17 protein-coding genes and 1 pseudogene are annotated in these 19,609 nt (G+C 61.5%); 11 read left to right on the top strand and 7 right to left on the bottom strand.

Annotated features, from left to right (window positions below):
* Positions 1–25: 25 nt before the first annotated feature.
* Positions 26–853 (top strand): phosphonoacetaldehyde hydrolase, encoded by an 828-nt coding sequence (gene phnX / locus ACIPOO_RS20875; protein ID WP_400609507.1) that lies wholly within the window; start codon positions 26–28, stop codon positions 851–853.
* Positions 854–958: 105 nt separating this feature from the next.
* On the opposite strand, the gene ACIPOO_RS20870 is transcribed toward phnX, so the two are convergent.
* Positions 959–1,522, bottom strand: a complete 564-nt coding sequence (locus ACIPOO_RS20870) for an NADPH-dependent FMN reductase (RefSeq protein WP_274133583.1) — start codon at positions 1,520–1,522, stop codon at positions 959–961.
* Positions 1,523–1,835: 313 nt separating this feature from the next.
* Between ACIPOO_RS20870 and ACIPOO_RS20865 the strand changes: the two genes are divergently transcribed.
* Entirely contained in the window at positions 1,836–2,051 is a 216-nt protein-coding gene (locus ACIPOO_RS20865) for a hypothetical protein (RefSeq protein ID WP_274133584.1), read from the top strand.
* Between the two features lie 99 nt (positions 2,052–2,150).
* On the opposite strand, the gene ACIPOO_RS20860 is transcribed toward ACIPOO_RS20865, so the two are convergent.
* From ACIPOO_RS20860 to ACIPOO_RS20845, 4 genes are all read right to left on the bottom strand, one after another.
* A complete protein-coding gene (locus tag ACIPOO_RS20860) occupies positions 2,151–2,726 on the bottom strand; it encodes a GNAT family N-acetyltransferase (protein ID WP_400609505.1) in 576 nt (191 codons plus the stop codon).
* 17 nt (positions 2,727–2,743) lie between these two features.
* Positions 2,744–3,502: a DNA polymerase III subunit epsilon gene (gene dnaQ / locus ACIPOO_RS20855; RefSeq protein ID WP_400609503.1), complete on the bottom strand. Its 759-nt coding sequence runs from the start codon at positions 3,500–3,502 to the stop codon at positions 2,744–2,746.
* Between the two features lie 1,014 nt (positions 3,503–4,516).
* The gene (gene rnhA / locus ACIPOO_RS20850) at positions 4,517–4,969 is read right to left on the bottom strand and encodes a ribonuclease HI (protein ID WP_274136705.1); all 453 of its coding nucleotides are present in this window, start codon (positions 4,967–4,969) and stop codon (positions 4,517–4,519) included.
* Between the two features lie 46 nt (positions 4,970–5,015).
* Positions 5,016–5,774: a class I SAM-dependent methyltransferase gene (locus ACIPOO_RS20845; RefSeq protein WP_274136704.1), complete on the bottom strand. Its 759-nt coding sequence runs from the start codon at positions 5,772–5,774 to the stop codon at positions 5,016–5,018.
* A 97-nt stretch (positions 5,775–5,871) separates the two neighbouring features.
* Here ACIPOO_RS20845 and gloB point away from each other — a divergent pair, with 97 nt between their 5' ends.
* The 9 genes and pseudogenes from gloB to fabI all read left to right on the top strand — a co-directional run bounded on the left by gloB (position 5,872) and on the right by fabI (position 16,775).
* Positions 5,872–6,651 (top strand): hydroxyacylglutathione hydrolase, encoded by a 780-nt coding sequence (gene gloB / locus ACIPOO_RS20840; RefSeq protein ID WP_400609500.1) that lies wholly within the window; start codon positions 5,872–5,874, stop codon positions 6,649–6,651.
* Positions 6,652–6,750: 99 nt separating this feature from the next.
* Positions 6,751–6,862, top strand: a pseudogene (locus ACIPOO_RS20835) (lytic transglycosylase domain-containing protein); the annotation flags it as partial.
* Positions 6,863–6,927: 65 nt separating this feature from the next.
* Complete coding sequence (locus ACIPOO_RS20830; protein WP_400609633.1) at positions 6,928–8,358, top strand: LysM peptidoglycan-binding domain-containing protein; 1,431 nt, start codon at positions 6,928–6,930, stop codon at positions 8,356–8,358.
* A gap of 204 nt (positions 8,359–8,562) precedes the next feature.
* The gene (locus ACIPOO_RS20825) at positions 8,563–10,392 is read left to right on the top strand and encodes an extracellular solute-binding protein (RefSeq protein ID WP_400609498.1); all 1,830 of its coding nucleotides are present in this window, start codon (positions 8,563–8,565) and stop codon (positions 10,390–10,392) included.
* Entirely contained in the window at positions 10,389–12,254 is a 1,866-nt protein-coding gene (locus ACIPOO_RS20820) for an extracellular solute-binding protein (RefSeq protein WP_400609496.1), read from the top strand. Before ACIPOO_RS20825 ends, ACIPOO_RS20820 begins: the two co-directional genes overlap by 4 nt.
* Before the next feature lies 1 nt (position 12,255).
* A complete protein-coding gene (locus tag ACIPOO_RS20815) occupies positions 12,256–13,329 on the top strand; it encodes a microcin C ABC transporter permease YejB (RefSeq protein ID WP_274136699.1) in 1,074 nt (357 codons plus the stop codon).
* A gap of 1 nt (position 13,330) precedes the next feature.
* On the top strand, positions 13,331–14,350 hold the full coding sequence (locus ACIPOO_RS20810; RefSeq protein WP_400609494.1) for an ABC transporter permease: 1,020 nt from the start codon (positions 13,331–13,333) through the stop codon (positions 14,348–14,350).
* 1 nt (position 14,351) lies between these two features.
* Positions 14,352–15,962 (top strand): ABC transporter ATP-binding protein, encoded by a 1,611-nt coding sequence (locus tag ACIPOO_RS20805; RefSeq protein ID WP_274136696.1) that lies wholly within the window; start codon positions 14,352–14,354, stop codon positions 15,960–15,962.
* Between the two features lie 18 nt (positions 15,963–15,980).
* Complete coding sequence (gene fabI, locus ACIPOO_RS20800; protein WP_400609492.1) at positions 15,981–16,775, top strand: enoyl-ACP reductase FabI; 795 nt, start codon at positions 15,981–15,983, stop codon at positions 16,773–16,775.
* A 405-nt stretch (positions 16,776–17,180) separates the two neighbouring features.
* Here fabI and ACIPOO_RS20795 read toward each other — a convergent pair whose 3' ends face one another.
* Both ACIPOO_RS20795 and ACIPOO_RS20790 read right to left on the bottom strand, forming a co-directional pair.
* Positions 17,181–19,055 (bottom strand): SurA N-terminal domain-containing protein, encoded by a 1,875-nt coding sequence (locus ACIPOO_RS20795; protein WP_400609490.1) that lies wholly within the window; start codon positions 19,053–19,055, stop codon positions 17,181–17,183.
* Positions 19,056–19,295: 240 nt separating this feature from the next.
* Positions 19,296–19,568 carry an HU family DNA-binding protein gene (locus ACIPOO_RS20790; protein WP_003183171.1) on the bottom strand — a complete coding sequence of 91 codons (273 nt, stop codon included), beginning with the start codon at positions 19,566–19,568 and terminating at the stop codon, positions 19,296–19,298.
* Between the last annotated feature and the right edge of the window lie 41 nt (positions 19,569–19,609).

The raw sequence follows: 19,609 nt of genomic DNA, 5'->3' as shown, positions 1-19,609 counted from the left end.
TCGCTACGAATTTGAGGATTGACCCATGAACTACAGCAACCCGACCCAACTGCAAGCCGCGATTCTCGACTGGGCTGGCACCGTCGTCGATTTCGGCTCCTTCGCCCCGACGCAGATCTTCGTCGAAGCCTTTGGCGAGTTCGACGTGCAGGTTTCCATCGAAGAAGCCCGCGGCCCGATGGGCATGGGCAAGTGGGACCACATCCGCACGCTGTGCGACCAGCCGCAGATCGCCGAGCGCTATCGCAAGGCCTTCGGCCGCACGCCGACCGACGATGATGTCACCGCCATCTACGAGCGCTTCATGCCGCTGCAGATCGAGAAGATCGCCACCCACTCGGCGTTGATTCCGGGTGCGCTGGATACCCTCACCGGCCTGCGCCAGCAAGGGCTGAAGATCGGCTCATGCTCGGGCTACCCGGCGGTGGTGATGAAGAAGGTGGTCGAACTGGCGGCGAAAAACGGCTATGTCGCCGATCACGTGGTGGCCACCGATGAGGTGCCCAATGGCCGCCCGTGGCCTGCTCAAGCGCTGGCCAACGTGATTGCCCTGGGGATCGATGATGTGGCGGCGTGCGTAAAGGTCGATGACACCGTGCCGGGGATTCTCGAAGGGCGTCGCGCCGGGATGTGGACTGTGGCGCTGGTCTGCTCGGGTAACGCGCTGGGCCTGACCTACGAGCAGTATCAGGCTCTGGCGCCGGAGAAGCTGGACGCCGAACGCAAACGCATCCACACCCTGTTCGAAGGCTCACGCCCGCATTACCTGGTGGACACGATCAACGAATTGCCCAAGGTGATCGCCGATATCAACCGGCGCCTGGCCAAGGGCGAGATGCCGCAAAGCGCCTGAACCGCAGGAGCGCGCTTGCCCGCGACCGCGGTGTGTCAGCCGGCGTTGATTGGGCTGACACACCGCCATCGCGGGCAAGCGCGCTCCTACGAAGAGCGTTGCCAATCAGGCCTTGAGGGTCCGCTCAACATGCCCGGCAAACGCATCGATGATGCTCTGCAGGAACGGGCGGGTCTTCTCGTTCAGCTTGCCTTGCTCATCGAAGAAACTCCCGGCACCGCCCAGATACGCCTCCGGCTGCTGCATGCACAGCACATCCAGGAACACGAACGACTGACGCAAGTGCTGGTTGGCCCCGAAGCCGCCGATGGCGCCGGGCGAAACACTGACCACCGCCGCAGGCTTGGCCTTGCCCCAGGAGCTCTTGCCATACGGGCGCGAACCCACGTCGATGGCGTTTTTCAGCACACCCGGCACCGAGCGGTTGTATTCCGGGGTGACGAACAGGAAACCGTCAGCGCCTTGCAGGGCCTGACGAAACGCGGTGTAGGCCGCAGGTGGCGAATCGAGGTCGATGTCTTCGTTGTACAGGGGCAGATCGCCGATTTCGACGATTTTCAGCGCAAGGCTCGAAGGTGCCAGCTCCGCCAGCGCCTTGGCGACCTTGCGGTTGAGGGACTCTTTTCTCAAGCTGCCGACGATCACTGCAATCGTATGAACCTGGCTCATGAACCTGACCTTCTTCTGATGGAGGAGTGACAGTTATAGATCAAGGCGACGAATTGGTCAGCGCAGTTTTTTCGTTCTCTTTGATCGAACCAGCCGATCTGCAACGCAAAACTTCGCTCCGTGAGCCTACCGTTGGTCGCGACTATTTTTTCCTCATTCGAAAACTACCCCGTAAAACGGCGGTCTGAAAGCCTTGAGCGGGGAAAGCCCCTTCGCAACCCAGGGAACGGTCTTACAAGCGGACACGGATTCACGGCCTGCGGTGGTACGATGCAGGCGAAACGAGCAGTTATTTCCAGAGGTTACAAAGCAAATGGCTTCAAACGATCATGTCGCACAATTTCATGCACGAGATGCAGAGGGTCGCATCTATCCCGTGCGGGAATTCCATGATTTAAAGCCAGACGAGACGGGCGAGATGAAGCAGGTCATCACCTATCGCCTGGTCATCGGCGACCGTGTGAATCATCTGGGCGGTGACGAGTTCGAACTGATTCAGTCGGGGATCAAGCTGACCCGCGTCAGCTGAACCTCCGCAACCCCGTAGCAGCACGGCTTGCCGGCGGGAGCGGCCGACCTGTGACACATGCGTCGCATGACACACCGCTCCCGCCGGCAAGCCGTGCTGCTACGGGATGGTGTCGTCAAACAGCAGATACCAGAAAATCGCGGATTCCCGAGTGCTCGGGTCGATCGCGCGATAGCGCAGGTGATCCACCCCACCCACCACGAACCCGTAGCGTTCATACAACCGGCATGCCGCCAGGTTGTTGTTCTGGGTTTCCAGCATGATCCCCGGCAACTCGTGCTTGCGCGCCCAGAAGCGCGCCACGTCCAGCAGCTTGCGAGCCACACCGCTGCGCCGCATGGCTGTGTCCACCGCCAACTCGTCGATATGGGCGAAACCGTTCCAGTGCTTGCTGATGACGATGTGCCCCACCGGATCTTCGTCCAGCCAGGCCACCAGCACCGTGCCATCGGCCGCATCGCGGTAATGACAGAACTCTTCAGAATCGATCCCGTAGTTCTTCAGATAAGGCTCGACCGCGTCGATGGGCCATTGCGCAACCGGTACGCCGATCTGCACCTGGGCGTAGCCAGTGACCGTGAAGGTGAATTCGCTGTTGAGGATGTAATCCTCGAAGCTCTCGTCGGCGACCCGAATGCTCAGGTTCAACTCGTCTCGGCACGCTGGATCGTTCACAGGACCGCCCCCTGACGTCAGGCCTGGGCCTCGCTCTCTGATAACTGCGTCCACAACGCCGGCGCACCGGCCGACTTGGCGATCACTGCCAGGCGGGCAGCGTGGTCGGCGAGTTCCGCTTCGCTGGCGACAATCACCCGGCCCGGCGTGCGGTTGGCGATACGGCGCACTTCCGACGGCCGCTCGGCCCCGCCTTCACCGTCGCTGTTACCGGCCAGGGACAGGGTCGTCTGGCCGCCGGTCATCGCCAGGTAGACGTCCGCCAGAATCTCGGAGTCGAGCAAGGCGCCATGCAGCTCGCGGTTGGAGTTGTCGACGTCGTAGCGTTTGCACAGCGCGTCGAGGCTGTTGCGCTGCCCCGGATGACGCTCGCGGGCCATGGCCAGGGTGTCGAGCACCGTGCAGAAGCTGGCGATGTCCGCGCGGTCGGTCTGGCCGATCAGGGCGAACTCGTTGTTGAGGAAGCCGACGTCGAACGCCGCGTTGTGGATGATGAGCTGGGCGCCCTTGATGAATTCGTAGAACTCATCGGCCACTTCGGCAAAGCGTGGCTTGCCGATCAGGAACTGGTCGGTGATGCCGTGGACGCCAATCGCGCCTTCATCACTGGAACGGTCCGGTTGCAGGTAGACGTGAAAGTGCCGCCCGGTCAACCGGCGCCCGATCACTTCCACACAACCGATCTCGATCACCCGGTGGCCGTCGGTGACGGGCATACCGGTGGTTTCGGTATCGAGTACGATTCTTCGTTCTGTGATGTTGTTTTCTGCAGTCATAACCTACGCCTCAGCTTCAGGCGCGGATATTAACACGGGAGTTTTGGGCGTGCGCCCTTCGCGCTCCCTCGCTTTTTCTTGCGACGCTGAGGTCGTGTGTATGTTGATCGTTCCCACGCTCTGCGTGGGAATGCAGTGTGCGACGCTCCGCGTCGCTGGCGGACTTTGGGATCGGGTGTTGATCCGTTTTTGCGGTGGTCCGGATTTTGGGTTTCGCCCCTTACGGGCGACTGACTTTCCTTACGGGGAAAGTAAGCAAAGCCATTGCGACAGGCTGGGGTCCTTCGGACTTCCCTCGCTCCGGCGCCGTTCCGGGGGCACGCCATGATGGGCCGTCCCTGGCCCGCACGGCTTTCGCGGCTTCCTGCCGCTCATCCCCCTCCACGACGCCTGCGCTCGGCCTGGCGCCTTGACGTCGCGTTCGGCGGCGCCTGCACCACCGCGTAAGAAGATCAAAATCAACATCTAAAACACACCACCGCCCCGTAGCAGTCCGGCTTGCCGGCGTCGGCGCCCTCAAAATCGCCGACGCCGGCAAGCCGGACTGCTACGTGCGGATCGACTCACCCCTGTAGGAGCGCGCTTGGTCTGGGCCGCATTCGGACGATGGCGTCCTCAAGTTCGCCCCCGCCGGCAAGCCGTGCTGCTACGGGTCGGTGGCGTGCTTTTGAGCTTGATCTTGGTGCGCGATGGCACAGGCGCCGCCGAACGCGACGTTAAGGCGCCAGGCCGAACGCAGGCGTTGCATAGTGGGTTGAGCGGCAAGGATGCCGCGAAAGCCGTGCGGGCCAGGGACGGCCCATCACGGCGGACCCACGGAGCGGCGCCGGAGTGAGGGAACCGAGACGAAGTCGAGGCCCAGCCTGTCGCAGGGCTTTTTTGGTTACTTTTTCAGCTCTTGGAAAAAGTGACCCGCCGTACGGGCGGAACGGTGAATCCGCGTCACCCTCGCCAACGGATATACCCACCGATCTCTCTACCACCGTGCCGCACCACGTGACCGAACCAAGGCATTCAGCCGTGCTTGATCCCGCGCACTTCATCTACGCCGCGGTTGGCGAGTTGGTCCGCCCGTTCGTTGCCCGGATGACCAATGTGGCCGCGTACCCATTTCCAGGTCACGGTGTGGCGGTTGACCTGCTCGTCGAGCTGTTTCCACAGGTCAGCGTTCTTGACCGGCTCCTTGGCCGCCGTCTTCCAGCCGCGCTTCTTCCAGTTGACCATCCACTCGGTGATGCCCTTCATCACATACTGCGAGTCCGTGACCAGAATCACCTCGCACGGCCGCTTCAACTCTTCCAGGCCGCGAATCGCGCCCAGAAGCTCCATGCGGTTGTTGGTGGTGTTGGCTTCACCGCCCCAGAGTTCCTTTTCCACGCCCTTGCACACCAGCAACGCGCCCCAGCCGCCAGGGCCGGGGTTGCCTTTGCAGGCGCCATCGGAGAACAGTTCTACGGTATCGCTCATTACGACTCTTTCCAGAATTCAGAAGGCTTGTTTCGGCCATTGCCGATCAAGGCTCGGGGGTACGCCGGTTGACCTTGGCCATCGGCAGGGGCAACAGTTTGCCCATCGGTTCGCGCCGCGGCATGCGCACAGGCCGCAATCCGACCACCAGTTTGCGCGCCACCAATAAATAGAAGCCGCCACCCGGGCTCTGCCAGCCGTCGCCCAGACGCTCAAGGCCCGACAGGCGTTGCTGCCACACAGGTGAGGCAAGGGGCGGACGATAGCACCCGAACCTGCGTTTCTCCAGCGCGAAGCCCAGCAGGTTGAGCCAGTCCCCGACCCGCGACGGCGAGATGCAGCGGGCCCGGCGCAAGGCGTCGTTGGTGAAGAAATGACGAATGCCCCAAGTGCTCCAGGGATTGATTCCGATAATCAGCAAATGGCCACCAGGCCGCACGCTGCTAGCCGCCTCGCGCAGCAGCCCGTGGGGCGACAGGCAGAAATCCAGGCCGTGCTGCATCACCACCACATCGGCGGCATGCTCGCTCAAGGGCCAGGCCTGCTCTTCGCAGACGATCTCGACGCCGGGCAGCGGCGCGCCGAGGCGTACATTGCGCTGCACCTGCTTGGCCGCCGGCGGGGTTTGCGCGGACGGGCCGTAGTGCACCAGATAGCCACCAAAGAAGCGCTCCAGCTCCTCTTCGAGTACCCGGCGCTCCTCTTCCAGCAGTAACTGGCCCAAGGGCCCGGACAACCACTCTCGGGCAGAGCTGATCAACTCAAGCCATTCGGGGTCGGCCTGGGCGAACGCTTCATCGGTCATTTCCGGTCTCCTGGAGGGGTCCCTCATGCGACTGGCTCGCACAGAAACGGTTCAGACTCTAAGATGCTTCTTTGTTTTCAAAAAAGCGAATCGCGCCATGATACAGATCGATGCCCTGCCCGCTTTCTCTGACAACTACATCTGGTTGTTACAAGACAATGCCAGCAAACGCTGCGCGGTGGTCGATCCGGGCGATGCCAGGCCTGTACTGGCCTGGCTGGAACGCAATCCTGGCTGGCAGTTGAGCGACATTCTGGTCACTCACCATCATGCCGATCATACCGGTGGCGTAGCAGAGCTTAAAAGTATCACGCAGGCCAGGGTCTACGGCCCGGCCAACGAGAATATCCCGGCACGGGACGTCGCCCTGTCCGATGGTGATGAGGTCACCGCCCTGGGCCTGACCTTCACCGTGCATGCGGTCGCCGGCCACACCCTGGGCCACATCGCCTTTTACCATGAGGATGCGCAACGGCCCCTGCTGTTCAGTGGCGACACGCTGTTCGCCGCCGGTTGCGGTCGCCTGTTCGAAGGCACGCCGCAACAGATGCACGCATCGCTCTCGCGCCTCGCTGCCCTGCCCGGCAACACGCAAGTCTACTGCGCCCACGAATACACCCTGAGCAACCTGCGCTTTGCCGTGGCGGTCGAGCCGGAAAATCAGGATGTGCGCGCACGCTTCGAGGACGTCACCCGCCTGCGCGAGCAAAACCGCATCAGCCTGCCGTCGAGTATCGAGCTGGAACATCGGACCAATCCGTTTCTGCGGGTTTCGCAACGTTCTGTCAAACAAAAAGCAGACGAACGGACTGGTACAGACAACAGCTCGCCTGCGGCCGTTTTTGCAGCGTTGCGAGCGTGGAAAGACACGTTCTAAAGGTGCATGGCTTTGGTACAAAAATTCTGAAAGGTTGACCGTTCCCAAGACGCTTTCTAGAATCGCCCGACATTTTCGACTGGAACTATCTCCCAGCCAATGTCGTCATCTATACGTAAAACCTTTAATTCCGACGCATTGACTCGGTTGGCACAGGCAATCGCGGTGGTCGCGAGCGCTACGTTGGCAGGCTGCCAGACTACCGGCAGCCTGGAATCCAGCAACGCGACGAGTGCCGCTCATCCCCCCGCTTCCGTCAAGCCAAAACAGGTTTTCATCGCCCGCAAGCCGGTTCCACTGGCCCCGCCCCATGATGTCTGGGAGCGCATGCGCCAGGGCTTCCAGTTGCAGGATGGCAACGACCTCAACCCGCGTATCGACCAGCAGCGCCTCTGGTTCGCCAACAACCCGTCGTTCCTGGAAACAGCCGGTGAGCGCGGCAGCCTTTATATGCACTACATCGTCGAGCGCCTCGAAGAGCGCAACATGCCGCTGGAGCTGGCGCTGCTGCCAGTGATCGAAAGCGCCTACAACCCGATGGCCCTATCGCGCAGCGATGCTGCTGGCATCTGGCAGTTCATCCCGTCCACGGGGCGCTACTTCAACCTGCGTCAGACCAGCTTCTATGACGGTCGTCGTGACATCACTGCCTCCACCACGGCGGCGCTGGACTACCTGACCAAGCTGCACGACATGTTCAACGGCGACTGGCTGCTGGCGCTTGCCGCCTATAACGCCGGGGAAGGCACGGTCAGCCGCGCCATCGAGCGCAACGAAAAGCTCAACCTGCCGACCGACTACTGGAACCTGCCACTGCCGCAGGAAACCCGCGACTACGTGCCGAAACTGCTGGCCCTGTCGCAGGTGGTCATGTCGCCGCAAGCGTACGGCGTGAACCTGAACCCCATCGACAACAAGCCCTACTTCGAAGTGGTCGAGCTGAACCAGCGCATGGACCTGACCAAGGTCGCGCAGATGGCCAACATCGACGAGGACGAGTTGATCCAGCTCAACCCGGCCTTCAAGAAGCGCCTGACCATCGACGGACCGCAGCACCTGCTGGTGCCGACTTCCAAATCGCAACTGCTGACCACCAGCCTCTCGAACATGAAACCCGAGGAACTGGTGGACTGGCAGCAATACCGCGTGCGTCCGGGTGACAGCCTGGCCAGCATCGCCAGCCGCTACAAGGTGTCGACCAGTACGCTCAAGGATCTGAACAAGCTGTCGGGCAACCACCTCAAGCGCGGCCAGGCGCTGACCATTCCGGTACAGCCCGGCATGAAATACGCGATGCCGGTGTTCGAGGAAGTGGCCGAAGTCGACGAGAAACCGGCCCGCACCCGCACCTACAAAGTGAAGAAAGGCGACAACCTGGGCCAGATCGCCCGCATCAACAAGGTTGAAGTGCACGATCTGCAGCACTGGAACAAGCTGTCCGGCTACAACCTCAAGGTCGGCCAGACCCTGGTGATGCAGGACAACAGCAAGCCGGCCAAGACCAGTTCCCGCGCCGTCGCCAAAAACGACAGCAAAGCGAAGGACGCCGAAGGCAAGGCCACGCAGTACAAGATCCAGAAAGGCGACTCGCTGTACCTGGTGGCCAAACGTTTCAACGTCGAGATGCAGCACCTCAAGCGCTGGAACCCGCGCAGCGGCCAGGCGCTCAAGCCGGGGCAGACGTTGACGGTTTATTTGCCGCATTGATCCAGCCAGCACCGCTTCACCTGTAGGAGCGCGCTTGCCCGCGATTGCGTTTTGCCTGTCGCCGTATTATTCGCTGACACACCGCGATCGCGGGCAAGCGCGCTCCTACAGACCTATGCAACGCTCACGCGCCCTCCACCCCACCCTTTTTCCAGCCCATACAAGCTGTTACTGTGACCGACCGCTGCCTGGATCGAAGCCGACTTGATACGCCTTCTGCTGCTGTTTTCCAGCCTGGTCTTGAGCACGACAGCCGCCGCGACCATCAGCGAAAGCCATGGTTACGCCCAGTTCGGTGTCCTCAAGTATCCGGCCAGTTTCACCCATTTCGACTGGGTCAACCCCGAGGCGCCGAAGGCTGGCACCTTGAGGATCATGGCATTCGGCACCTTTGACACCCTCAACCCCTACACCTTCAAGGGCAGCAGCCCGATTTCCACGCCCAATTTCGGCCAGTACGGCGTCAGCGAGCTGAACGAGCCGTTGATGGTCGGCACCGGGCAATACGACCCCTCCGGTGACGAACCAACCTCAAGCTATGGCCTGATTGCCAAGTCGGTGGAGTACAGCGAGGACCGCAGCTGGGTGGTGTTCAACCTGCGCCCGGAAGCGCGCTTTCACGACGGCAAGCCGATTACTGCCTACGATGTGGCGTTTTCCTACAGGACGCTGCTGCGTGACGGCCACCCGCAGTACCGTACCGCATTGCAGGAAGTGCAGCGGGTGGACATCCTCAACCGTCATCGCATCCGCTTCGTGCTCAAGCGGTCCGGCAACCCATTACTGATTCTGCGTCTCGGCGAATTGCCCGTGCTGCCGCAGCACTACTGGAAGAACCGCGACTTCAAGGCCACGACCTTCGAACCGCCGCTGGGCAGCGGCCCATACCGCATCACCCAGGTGCGCCCGGGGCGCAGCCTGGTGTTCGAGCGGGTCAAGGATTACTGGGGCAAGGATTTGCCGGTCAATCGCGGCAAGTACAACTTCAACCGCGTGCAGGTGGAGTTCTACCGTGATGCCGATGTGGCCTTCGAAGCCTTCAAGGCCGGCGAGTTCGACATCTACATCGAGCATCAGGCCAAGAACTGGTTCACCGGCTACGACTTCCCTGCCGTGGCCAACGGCAGCGTGATCAAGGCGCAGATTCCGCACCAGATCCCGACCCAGACCCAGGGCCTGTTCATGAACACCCGCCGCAGCACTTTCGCTGACATCAAGGTGCGCGAGGCGCTGGGGTTGATGTTCAATTTCGAGTGGACCAACCGCACGCTGTTCAACAACGCCTACAGCCGTTCGGTCAGCTACTACCCCAACAGCGAGTTCTCGGCGACGGACCTGCCGGCCGGGCGTGAATTTCTGGCATTGTCGCCGTACCGCGATCAACTGCCGGCAAAACTCTTCACCCAGCCCTTCGCCGTGTCGAAAACCGACGGTGGCGGCGTGCCTCGCGACACGATTCGTAAAGCTCTGGGGCTGCTCGCCGAGGCCGGCTGGAAATACACTGACCGCGGCCTTGCCAACAGTGCCGGGCAGCCGTTGCGATTCGAGATACTGCTGGTCAACCCGAACCTTGAACGCATTCTGCAACCGTACATCGAAGACCTCACGCGGATCGGCATCGACGCGCGCCTGCGCACGGTGGATCGCGCCCAATACAAACAGCGTCTGGACCAGTTCGATTTCGACATGATTCTGATGACCCTGAACCAGACGCTCAGCCCCGGCCTCGAACAGTGGCAGTATTTCCACTCAAGCCAGGCCGGTATCCGGGGCAGCAAGAACTATGCAGGTGTCGCAAGCCCGGTGGTGGACAACCTCCTGAACCAGCTGCTGGCCGCGAAAACCCGTGACGACCAGGTCGCGGCCACCAAGGCCCTGGACCGCGTCCTGCTCTGGCAGCACTACATGATTCCCAACTGGTACCTCAACAATCATCGTCTGGCGTACCGCAGTCGTTTCGCCATGGTCACCACCCCGCCCTACACCCTGGGCCTGCGTGCGTGGTGGCTCAAGCCTTCGGAGAAAACCCAATGACCGCACTGCGCTCACTGACGCGGGCTGGCGGCCTGTTCCTGTTCGGGCTGGCCTGCTCCGTGCACGCCGCCCCGCAGCATGCCATTACCCTGTACGGCGAAGCCCCCAAGTACCCTGCCGACTACAAGCACTTCGATTACGTGAACCCGGACGCGCCCAAGGGTGGGATCCTGCGCAGCGCCAGTTTCGGCGGCTTCGACAGCCTCAACCCGTTCATCAGCAAGGGCGTGCCCGCCGATGACATCGGCCTGATCTACGACACCCTGATGCGCCAGGGCCTGGACGAGCCGTTCACCGAGTACGGCCTGATCGCCGGCAAGATCGAAAAGGCCCCGGACAACAGCTGGGTGCGCTTCTACCTGCGCCCCGAGGCGAAATTCAACGATGGCCATCCGGTGCGCGCCGAAGACGTGGTGTTCAGCTTCGACACCCTGATAAAAGACGGCTCGCCGCTGTATCGCAGCTACTACGCCGACGTCGATCAGGTGGTGGCCGAAGACCCGCTCACGGTGCTGTTCAAGTTCAAGCACACCAACAACCGTGAGTTGCCGTTGATCATCGGGCAACTGCCAGTGCTGCCCAAGCATTGGTGGGCCACCCGGGACTTCAACAAGGGCAACCTGGAAATCCCGCTGGGCAGCGGGCCGTACAAGGTGTCGGAGGTCAAGGCCGGCCGCTCGATCCGCTACGAGCGCGTCAAGGATTACTGGGGCAAGGATCTGCCGGTGAACAAGGGCTTCTACAACTTCGACCGCCTCTCCACCGACTATTACCGCGACAACACGGTTGCGCTGGAAGGCCTCAAGGCCGGTGCGTTCGACTACTGGCAGGAAATGACCGCCAAGAACTGGGCCACCGCCTATGACGTCCCGGCTGTCAGGCAGGGCCGGCTGGTCAAGGAAGAAATCGCCAACGGCAACCCGCAAGGCATGCAGGGTTTCATCTTCAACCTGCGCAAGCCCATGTTCCAGGACGCCCGCGTGCGCCAGGCGATCAGCCTGCTGCTGGACTTCGAATGGACCAACAAGCAGCTGTTCTTCAGCAGCTACACGCGCACCAAGAGCTACTTCGACAACTCGGACATGGGCTCGCGCGGCCTGCCGTCTGAAGCCGAGCTGAAAATCCTCGAACCGCTGCGCGCACAACTGCCGCCGCAGGTATTCACCGAGGAGTTCAAGCTGCCGATCACCGATGGCAGCGGCATCATCCGCGAACAGCAGCGCAAGGCCTTTGCCCTGCTCAAGGAAGCCGGCTGGAAGATCGTCGGCGACAAGATGGTCGATACCCAGGGCAAGCCTGTGAGCATCGAATTCCTGCTGGCCCAGACCGAGTTCGAACGGGTATTGCTGCCGTTCAAGCGCAATCTGGCCGACATCGGTATCAACCTGGAGATTCGCCGGGTCGATGTCTCGCAGTACGTCACCCGGCGCCGCTCGCGGGACTACGACATGATCGTCGGCAGCTTCCCGCAGTCCAGCTCGCCAGGTAACGAACAGCGCGAATACTGGGACTCGTCGGCCGCCGACAAGCCGGGCAGCTACAACCTCATCGGCCTCAAGGACCCGGCGGTGGATGCACTGGTCAGCGGCCTGATCAACGCCGACTCGCGCCAGAGCCTGATCGACCATACTCGTGCGCTGGACCGTGCGCTGCTGTGGGGCTACTACGTGATTCCCAACTGGCACATCAAGACCTGGCGCCTGGCGTACTGGGACCATCTGGGCCATCCGAAGAAATCGCCGCTGTACGACATCGGCACCATGACCTGGTGGGTCAAGCCCGACACCACGCCAGCCATTTCGGTGCAACCGGCGCAAGACGGCGCCGAGCCTGAAGCGGCCCCATCCAAGGACGAGCAATAACATGCTGGCGTACATTCTGCGGCGCTTGCTGCTGATCGTGCCGACCCTGTTCGGCATCCTGCTGATCAACTTCGTGATTATCCAGGCCGCACCAGGCGGCCCGGTGGAACAGATGATCGCCAAGCTCGAAGGCTTCGAAGGCGCCACCAGCCGCATCGCCGGTGGCGGCGCCGAGGTCTCGGTGGCCGGCTCGAACTACCGTGGTGCCCAGGGCCTGGACCCGGCCCTGATCAAGGAAATCGAGCACATGTACGGGTTCGACAAGTCGGCCCCGGAACGCCTGTGGATCATGGTCAAGAACTACTCGAAGCTGGATTTCGGCGACAGCTTCTTTCGCGACGCCAAGGTCATCGACCTGATCGCCGAGAAGATGCCGGTGTCGATCTCGCTGGGGCTGTGGAGCACGCTCATCATGTACCTGGTGTCGATCCCGCTGGGGATCGCCAAGGCCACGCGCCACGGCAGCCAGTTCGACGTCTGGACCAGTTCGGCGATCATCGTCGGCTATGCCATCCCGGCGTTCCTGTTCGCCATCCTGCTGATCGTGGTGTTCGCCGGCGGCAGCTATTTCGATTGGTTCCCGCTTCGCGGCCTGACCTCCAGCAACTTCGACGAATTGAGCTGGCTGGGCAAGGTCGGTGATTACTTCTGGCACCTGGTGTTGCCGATCACCGCGCTGGTCATCGGCAACTTTGCCACCATGACCCTGCTCACCAAGAACAGCTTTCTGGACGAAATCGGCAAGCAGTACGTCATTACCGCCAAGGCCAAGGGTCTGACCCAGCGCCGGGTGCTCTACGGTCACGTGTTCCGCAACGCCATGCTGCTGGTGATCGCGGGCTTCCCGTCGGCATTCATTGGCATTTTCTTCACAGGTTCCCTGCTGGTCGAAGTGATCTTCTCCCTCGACGGCCTGGGCCTGATGAGTTTCGAGGCGGCGATCAACCGCGACTACCCCGTGGTGTTCGGCACCCTGTTCATCTTCACCCTGCTGGGGCTGGTGGTGAAACTGATCGGCGACCTGACCTACACGCTGGTTGACCCACGTATCGACTTCGACCGCAGGGATCATTGACATGACGTTGTCCCCTCTCAATCGACGCCGTTTCGAACGCTTCAAGGCCAACAAGCGTGGCTGGTGGTCGTTGTGGCTGTTCCTGATCCTGTTCGTTGCAAGCCTTGGCGCCGAACTGATCGCCAATGACAAGCCGCTGATCGTCAAATACGACGGCCAGTGGTATTTCCCGGTGTTCGAGCGCTACCCGGAGACCACCTTCGGCGGCGAATTCCCGCTGGAAGCCAACTACAAGAGCCCCTACATCAAGGAGCTGATCGCCAGCAAGGATGGCTGGACGCTTTGGGCGCCGATCCCCTTCAGCTACCAGAGCATCAACTACGACCTGAAGGTCCCCGCCCCTGCCCCGCCCTCGCGGGACAACCTGCTGGGCACCGATGACCAGGGCCGCGATGTGCTGGCCCGGGTGATCTACGGCTTCCGGGTGTCGGTACTGTTCGCCCTGACCCTGACCGTGCTCAGCTCGATCATCGGCGTCATCGCCGGCGCCCTGCAGGGCTTCTATGGCGGGTGGGTCGATCTGGTCGGCCAGCGCTTTCTGGAAATCTGGTCGGGGCTGCCGGTGCTGTACCTGCTGATCATCCTCGCCAGCTTCGTGCAGCCCAACTTCTGGTGGCTGCTGGGCATCATGCTGCTGTTCTCGTGGATGAGCCTGGTGGACGTGGTGCGGGCCGAATTCCTGCGCGGCCGCAACCTGGAATACGTGCGCGCCGCCCGGGCGCTGGGCATGCAGAACGGCGGGATCATGTTCCGTCACATCCTGCCCAACGCCATGGTCTCGACCATGACCTTCATGCCGTTCATCCTCACCGGCGCCATCGGCACCCTGACCGCGCTGGACTTCCTGGGCTTCGGCCTGCCCGCAGGCTCGCCGTCGCTGGGCGAACTGGTCGCGCAGGGCAAATCCAACCTGCAGGCGCCGTGGCTGGGCATCAGTGCCTTTGCGGTGTTGGCACTGATGTTGAGTTTGCTGGTGTTCATCGGTGAATCCGCCCGTGACGCATTCGACCCGAGGAAATGAGATGAATCAGGACAATCTGATCGAAATCCGCAACCTGTCGGTCGAGTTCGTCACCGGCCAGAAAACCCAGCGCGTGGTCGAGGGCATCAGCTTCGACATCCGCAAGGGCGAGACCCTGGCGCTGGTCGGGGAAAGCGGCTCGGGCAAGTCGGTCACTGCGCATTCGATCCTGCGCCTTCTGCCCTACCCGCTGGCGCGCCACCCGACGGGTACCATCCAGTACGCCGGGAACGAGCTGCTGACGGTCAGCGAAAAACGCATGCGCGCCATCCGTGGCAACCGCATCGCCATGATCTTCCAGGAGCCGATGACCTCGCTCAATCCGCTGCAATCGGTGGAAAAGCAGATCAACGAGGTGCTCGGCCTGCACAAGGGTCTGACCGGCAAGGCGGCCACACGCCGCACCCTGGAGTTGCTGGAGCTGGTCGGCATCCCCGAACCGCTCAAGCGCCTCAAGGCCCTGCCCCACGAGCTCTCGGGCGGCCAGCGTCAGCGGGTGATGATCGCCATGGCCCTGGCCAACGAGCCAGAACTGCTGATCGCCGACGAGCCGACCACCGCACTGGACGTCACGGTGCAGCTGAAAATCCTCGAACTGCTCAAGGAATTGCAGGCCCGTCTGGGCATGGCGCTGCTGCTGATCAGCCATGATTTGAACGTGGTTCGACAAATAGCCAACCGAGTATGTGTCATGCAGCGCGGTTGCATCGTCGAACAGGCATCGTGCGAAGAACTGTTCCGTGCGCCGCAGCATCCGTACACCAAAGAATTGCTCAGTGCCGAGCCCAAAGGGGGGCCGGCAGACAACGCTCCGGGCGCACCGATGCTGGAAGTAGAAGACCTCAAAGTCTGGTTTCCGATCAAGAAAGGTGTGTTCAAGCGTACCGTCGATCACGTCAAGGCCGTGGACGGCATCCACTTCAGTCTGCCCAAGGGCCAGACGCTGGGGATCGTCGGCGAAAGCGGCTCGGGCAAATCGACGTTGGGCCTGGCGATTCTCAGGTTGATTCGCAGCGAAGGCGAGATACGCTTTCAGGGCCAGTCGCTGGCCTGCCTCAAGCAGGATCAGGTCAGGCCCCTGCGCCGGCAGATGCAGGTGGTGTTTCAGGACCCGTTCGGCAGCCTCAGCCCGCGCATGTCGGTGTGCGACATCGTTGGCGAGGGCCTGCGGATTCACCAGATAGGAACCCCCGCCGAGCAGGAAACGGCGGTGATCGAAGCGCTCAAGGAGGTAGGCCTGGACCCGGCAACCCGGCACCGCTACCCCCATGAGTTTTCCGGCGGACAGCGGCAAAGGATCGCCATCGCACGGGCATTAGTGTTAAAACCTGCGCTGATTTTACTGGACGAGCCCACTTCGGCCCTCGACCGGACCGTTCAGCGCCAGGTGGTGGAGCTTCTGCGCTCCCTGCAAGCGAAGTACAACCTGACGTATTTGTTTATCAGCCATGACCTGGCGGTAGTCAAAGCGCTGAGCCACCAGTTGATGGTGGTCAAGCAAGGCCAAGTGGTCGAACAGGGTGTGGCAGAAGATATCTTCGCCGCACCGCAACATCCTTATACACAGCAGTTGCTGGAAGCCGCTTTTCTGGCACCAGCAACTGTCGATTAACCTGAAGAGGAAAAAACCATGGGTTTTCTCGCCGGTAAGCGCGTCCTGATCGTCGGTGTCGCCAGCAAACTGTCCATCGCATCCGGTATCGCTGCCGCCATGCATCGCGAGGGTGCTGAGCTTGCCTTCACCTACCAGAACGAAAAACTCAAAGGCCGCGTCGAAGAATTCGCCGCTGGCTGGGGTTCGAATGCCGACCTGTGCTTCCCTTGCGACGTGGCCAGCGACGAAGAAATCGCCAAGGTCTTCGAAGCGCTGAGCAAGAAGTGGGACGGCCTGGACTGCATCGTTCACTCCGTAGGTTTCGCCCCGGGTGACCAACTGGACGGCGACTTCACTCAAGCCACTACCCGTGACGGTTTCCGCATCGCTCACGACATCAGCGCCTACAGCTTCGTGGCCCTGGCCAAGGCTGGCCGTGAAATGATGCAAGGCCGCAACGGCAGCCTGCTGACCCTGTCGTACCTGGGCGCCGAGCGCACCATGCCCAACTACAACGTGATGGGCATGGCCAAGGCCAGCCTTGAAGCCGGCGTACGTTACCTGGCCCGCAGCCTGGGCCCGGACGGCACCCGCGTGAACGCGGTATCGGCAGGTCCGATCCGTACCCTGGCAGCTTCGGGTATCAAGAACTTCCGCAAGATGCTGGACGCCAACGAGGCTCAGACTCCGCTCCGTCGCAACGTGACCATCGACGAAGTCGGCAACGCCGGCGCATTCCTGTGCTCGGACCTGGCGTCGGGTGTGAGCGGTGAGATCATGTACGTTGACGGTGGTTTCAACACCACTGCGATGGGTGATCTGCAGGACTGATTCACAAGGGCTTGACGCGCTTTTTGTAGGAGCGCGCTTGCCCGCGACAGCCATCGGCCAGTGACCTTGGTGGTGCCTGACACGACGTCATCGCGGGCAAGCGCGCTCCTACAGCGATAGCGTGCTGCCAAAAGAAGCCCCGACTCTCACGAGCCGGGGCTTTTTGTTTGGGAGCGGGCTCGCCCGCGAAAGCGTCGGGGCAAACGACACTGCGTTACCCGACCGAGTGCCTTCGCCGGCAGGCCGGACGGCTAGGGGCTGTTACCTGTAGGAGCGCGCTTGCCCGCGACGGCGTCCTCATGATCGCCCCCGCCAGCAAGCCGTGCTGCTACGTAATAAACGCCACCCAACAAAAAGCCCCGACTCTTTCGAGCCGGGGCTTTTTGTTTCAGCGTGTTGCGAGGATCAGTATTTCTCGATCTTCGCTGCCGATTGCAGCTGTGCCTGGAACGATTCGAAGTCCTGACGGCCCTCGCGGGATGCCAGGAAGCGACGGTACTGGGTCTTCTCGGCGTCGGTCGCCGGGGCTGCCTGATTCACGCCGTTGAGGCGCACGATCACGAAGCTGCCGTCGGCGGCGGTGAGGCTGCCGTAGACCGGTTTGTCCTTGCCTTGCGGCTTGGTCATGCGGAACAGCGCCTGCAGCACCTGAGGGTCGACACCCTCCTGGCCGCGCGATGCCGCTTCCACGACTTTCCAGTTCTGACCTTCCTGCTGGATGGCGGTGTACGGCACCTTGCCATCGCGCAGACCAGCCAGCAGCGTGTCGCCCTTGGCCTTGATGGCCTCGCTTGCATGGTCCTTGGTCAGTTGCGCACGAATCGCATCAGAGACCGCTTCCAGAGGCAATTGCTCAGGCTGGCGATGCTCTTTGACGCGCACCACGATGGTGGTTTCAGGATCCAGCTCGATGGCCGAGCTGTTGGAGCCCTCTTCCATCACTTCCGGGCTGAACGCAGCCTGGATCACGGCACGGTTGGCCGCGATGCCTTCGCCGCCTTCACGACCGAACGCCGGGGTGGTCTGCACCTTCAGGCCCAGGTCCTGGGCAGGCTGAGCCAGGTCGGAGGCTTCATATGCGGCGTCCTGCAGTTTCTTGCTGGCGTCCACGTAGCTCTGCTCGACCTGCTGCGACTTGAGGTCGTGGGTCAGCTTGTCTTTCAGGCTGGCGAAGGTCGGTACCACCGGCGCCTCGACGCCCAGCAGCTTGATCAGGTGCCAGCCGAACTGGCTCTTGACCGGGGTCGATACCTGGTCCTTGTTCAACGCATACAGCGCGTCTTCGAAGGCCGGGTCGTAAACGCCCTTGCCTGCGTAGCCCAGGTCACCACCCTTGGCCGACGAGCCCGGATCCTGGGAGAACTCCTTGGCCAGCGCCGCGAAGTCTTCGCCCTTGGCCAGGCGCTGCTGGATCTCTTCGATCTTCGCCTTGGCCTGGGCATCGGTGGTCTTGTCGTTGACTTCGATCAGGATGTGCGCAGCGCGACGCTGCTCGGCCAGGTTGGCGATTTCCTTCTGGTAAGCGGCTTGCAGGTCTGCATCCTTCACCGAAACCTTGTCGAAGAACGAGGATTTCTTCAGCTCGATGTAGTCCAGCACCACTTGCTCAGGGCTCAGGAATTCCTTGGCGTGCTGATCGTAGTGGGCCTTGATTTCGTCGTCGGTGACTTTCACGTTGGACGGATCGGCAGGCAGCGTCAGGGTGGCGAAGTCGCGGGTCTGTTTTTCCAGACGGGCGAACGCATCAACCTGGGCATCGGTAATGAAGGCACTGCCGGCAATGCCCGCACGGATCTGGCCGATCAGCATTTCCTGACCGAGGATCTGGCGAAATTGCATCCGGCTGTAACCGAGCTGACGAACCACCTGGTCGAAACGGTCGGCGTTGAACTTGCCGTCGACCTGGAATTCAGGCGTGAGCAGGATCTGCTGGTCCAGCGCGGCTTCCGAGAAGCTGAACTTGGCGTCGGCTGCGCCTTGCAGCAGCAGCTTGCGATCGATCAGGCCTTTGAGGGCCGAGTCACGCAGCATCTTCTCGTTGAGCATGGCAGGATCGAAATCCTTGCCCAGCTGTTGCATGAGCTGGCGGCGTTGCATCTCTACGGCCTGGCCCAGTTCGGTCTGGGTGATTTCATCACCATTGACCTTGGCGGCATCCTGGCTGTGGCTGGTGGCCCTGAAAATGGCATCGAAGCCAGTCAGTGCCATCAGCGCCATGACAACGCCGATGATGGTCTTGGCAATCCAGCCTTGTGAATTGTCCCTGATATTCTGCAGCATGCGTCCCCCAGAGGGTTGTACTCAACTCACCAAGCTGCGACACACGGAGCGGAGCGTGGGTGTATTCCGGATAGAAGAAAGGCGCATCCGAGGATGCGCCTTCCCGTAACGTGCTAAGCGGACAGGGTTCGAATGTGCGTCCCCTGGGGTGACAGGCCAGCGCTTGACCAACCGCACTTGCCGCTTCGCGACCAGGACAGAGGTAACGCTGTCCTGGCTGGGCAAAGGTAAAAAAGAAACTTAGTTGACCGCTTCTTTCAGAGCTTTACCGGCTTTGAAGCCTGGCTTCTTGGCCGCTGGGATTTCCAGAGTCTTGCCGGTCTGCGGGTTGCGGCCAGTACGGGCAGGACGATCAGTTACGGAGAAAGTGCCGAAACCAACCAGTACAACAGAGTCGCCAGCCTTAAGAGCGCCAGTGACGGATTCGATTACTGCGTCCAGCGCACGGCCAGCAGCAGCTTTCGGGATGTCAGCGGATGCGGCGATAGCATCAATCAGTTCCGACTTGTTCACTCTAAGTCCCCTTATATCTATATTGAGTATATTTTCTAAGT

It is taken from the genome of Pseudomonas sp. NPDC090201 (assembly GCF_044746825.1).
GTDB classification, from domain to species: Bacteria; Pseudomonadota; Gammaproteobacteria; order Pseudomonadales; family Pseudomonadaceae; genus Aquipseudomonas; species Aquipseudomonas putida_AD.
Note: the sequence above shows the minus strand (reverse complement) of the source record. Positions and strands in the feature narration are given on the sequence as shown.

What these genes read in the sequence shown, in the direction of transcription:
- phnX (WP_400609507.1), top strand. Translation starts at nt 26, where the DNA reads ATGAACTACAGCAACCCGACCCAACTGCAAGCCGCGATTCTCGACTGG.
- ACIPOO_RS20870 (WP_274133583.1), bottom strand. Translation starts at nt 1,522, where the DNA reads ATGAGCCAGGTTCATACGATTGCAGTGATCGTCGGCAGCTTGAGAAAA.
- ACIPOO_RS20865 (WP_274133584.1), top strand. Translation starts at nt 1,836, where the DNA reads ATGGCTTCAAACGATCATGTCGCACAATTTCATGCACGAGATGCAGAG.
- dnaQ (WP_400609503.1), bottom strand. Translation starts at nt 3,502, where the DNA reads ATGACTGCAGAAAACAACATCACAGAACGAAGAATCGTACTCGATACC.
- rnhA (WP_274136705.1), bottom strand. Translation starts at nt 4,969, where the DNA reads ATGAGCGATACCGTAGAACTGTTCTCCGATGGCGCCTGCAAAGGCAAC.
- ACIPOO_RS20845 (WP_274136704.1), bottom strand. Translation starts at nt 5,774, where the DNA reads ATGACCGATGAAGCGTTCGCCCAGGCCGACCCCGAATGGCTTGAGTTG.
- gloB (WP_400609500.1), top strand. Translation starts at nt 5,872, where the DNA reads ATGATACAGATCGATGCCCTGCCCGCTTTCTCTGACAACTACATCTGG.
- ACIPOO_RS20820 (WP_400609496.1), top strand. Translation starts at nt 10,389, where the DNA reads ATGACCGCACTGCGCTCACTGACGCGGGCTGGCGGCCTGTTCCTGTTC.
- ACIPOO_RS20815 (WP_274136699.1), top strand. Translation starts at nt 12,256, where the DNA reads ATGCTGGCGTACATTCTGCGGCGCTTGCTGCTGATCGTGCCGACCCTG.
- ACIPOO_RS20810 (WP_400609494.1), top strand. Translation starts at nt 13,331, where the DNA reads ATGACGTTGTCCCCTCTCAATCGACGCCGTTTCGAACGCTTCAAGGCC.
- ACIPOO_RS20805 (WP_274136696.1), top strand. Translation starts at nt 14,352, where the DNA reads ATGAATCAGGACAATCTGATCGAAATCCGCAACCTGTCGGTCGAGTTC.
- fabI (WP_400609492.1), top strand. Translation starts at nt 15,981, where the DNA reads ATGGGTTTTCTCGCCGGTAAGCGCGTCCTGATCGTCGGTGTCGCCAGC.
- ACIPOO_RS20795 (WP_400609490.1), bottom strand. Translation starts at nt 19,055, where the DNA reads ATGCTGCAGAATATCAGGGACAATTCACAAGGCTGGATTGCCAAGACC.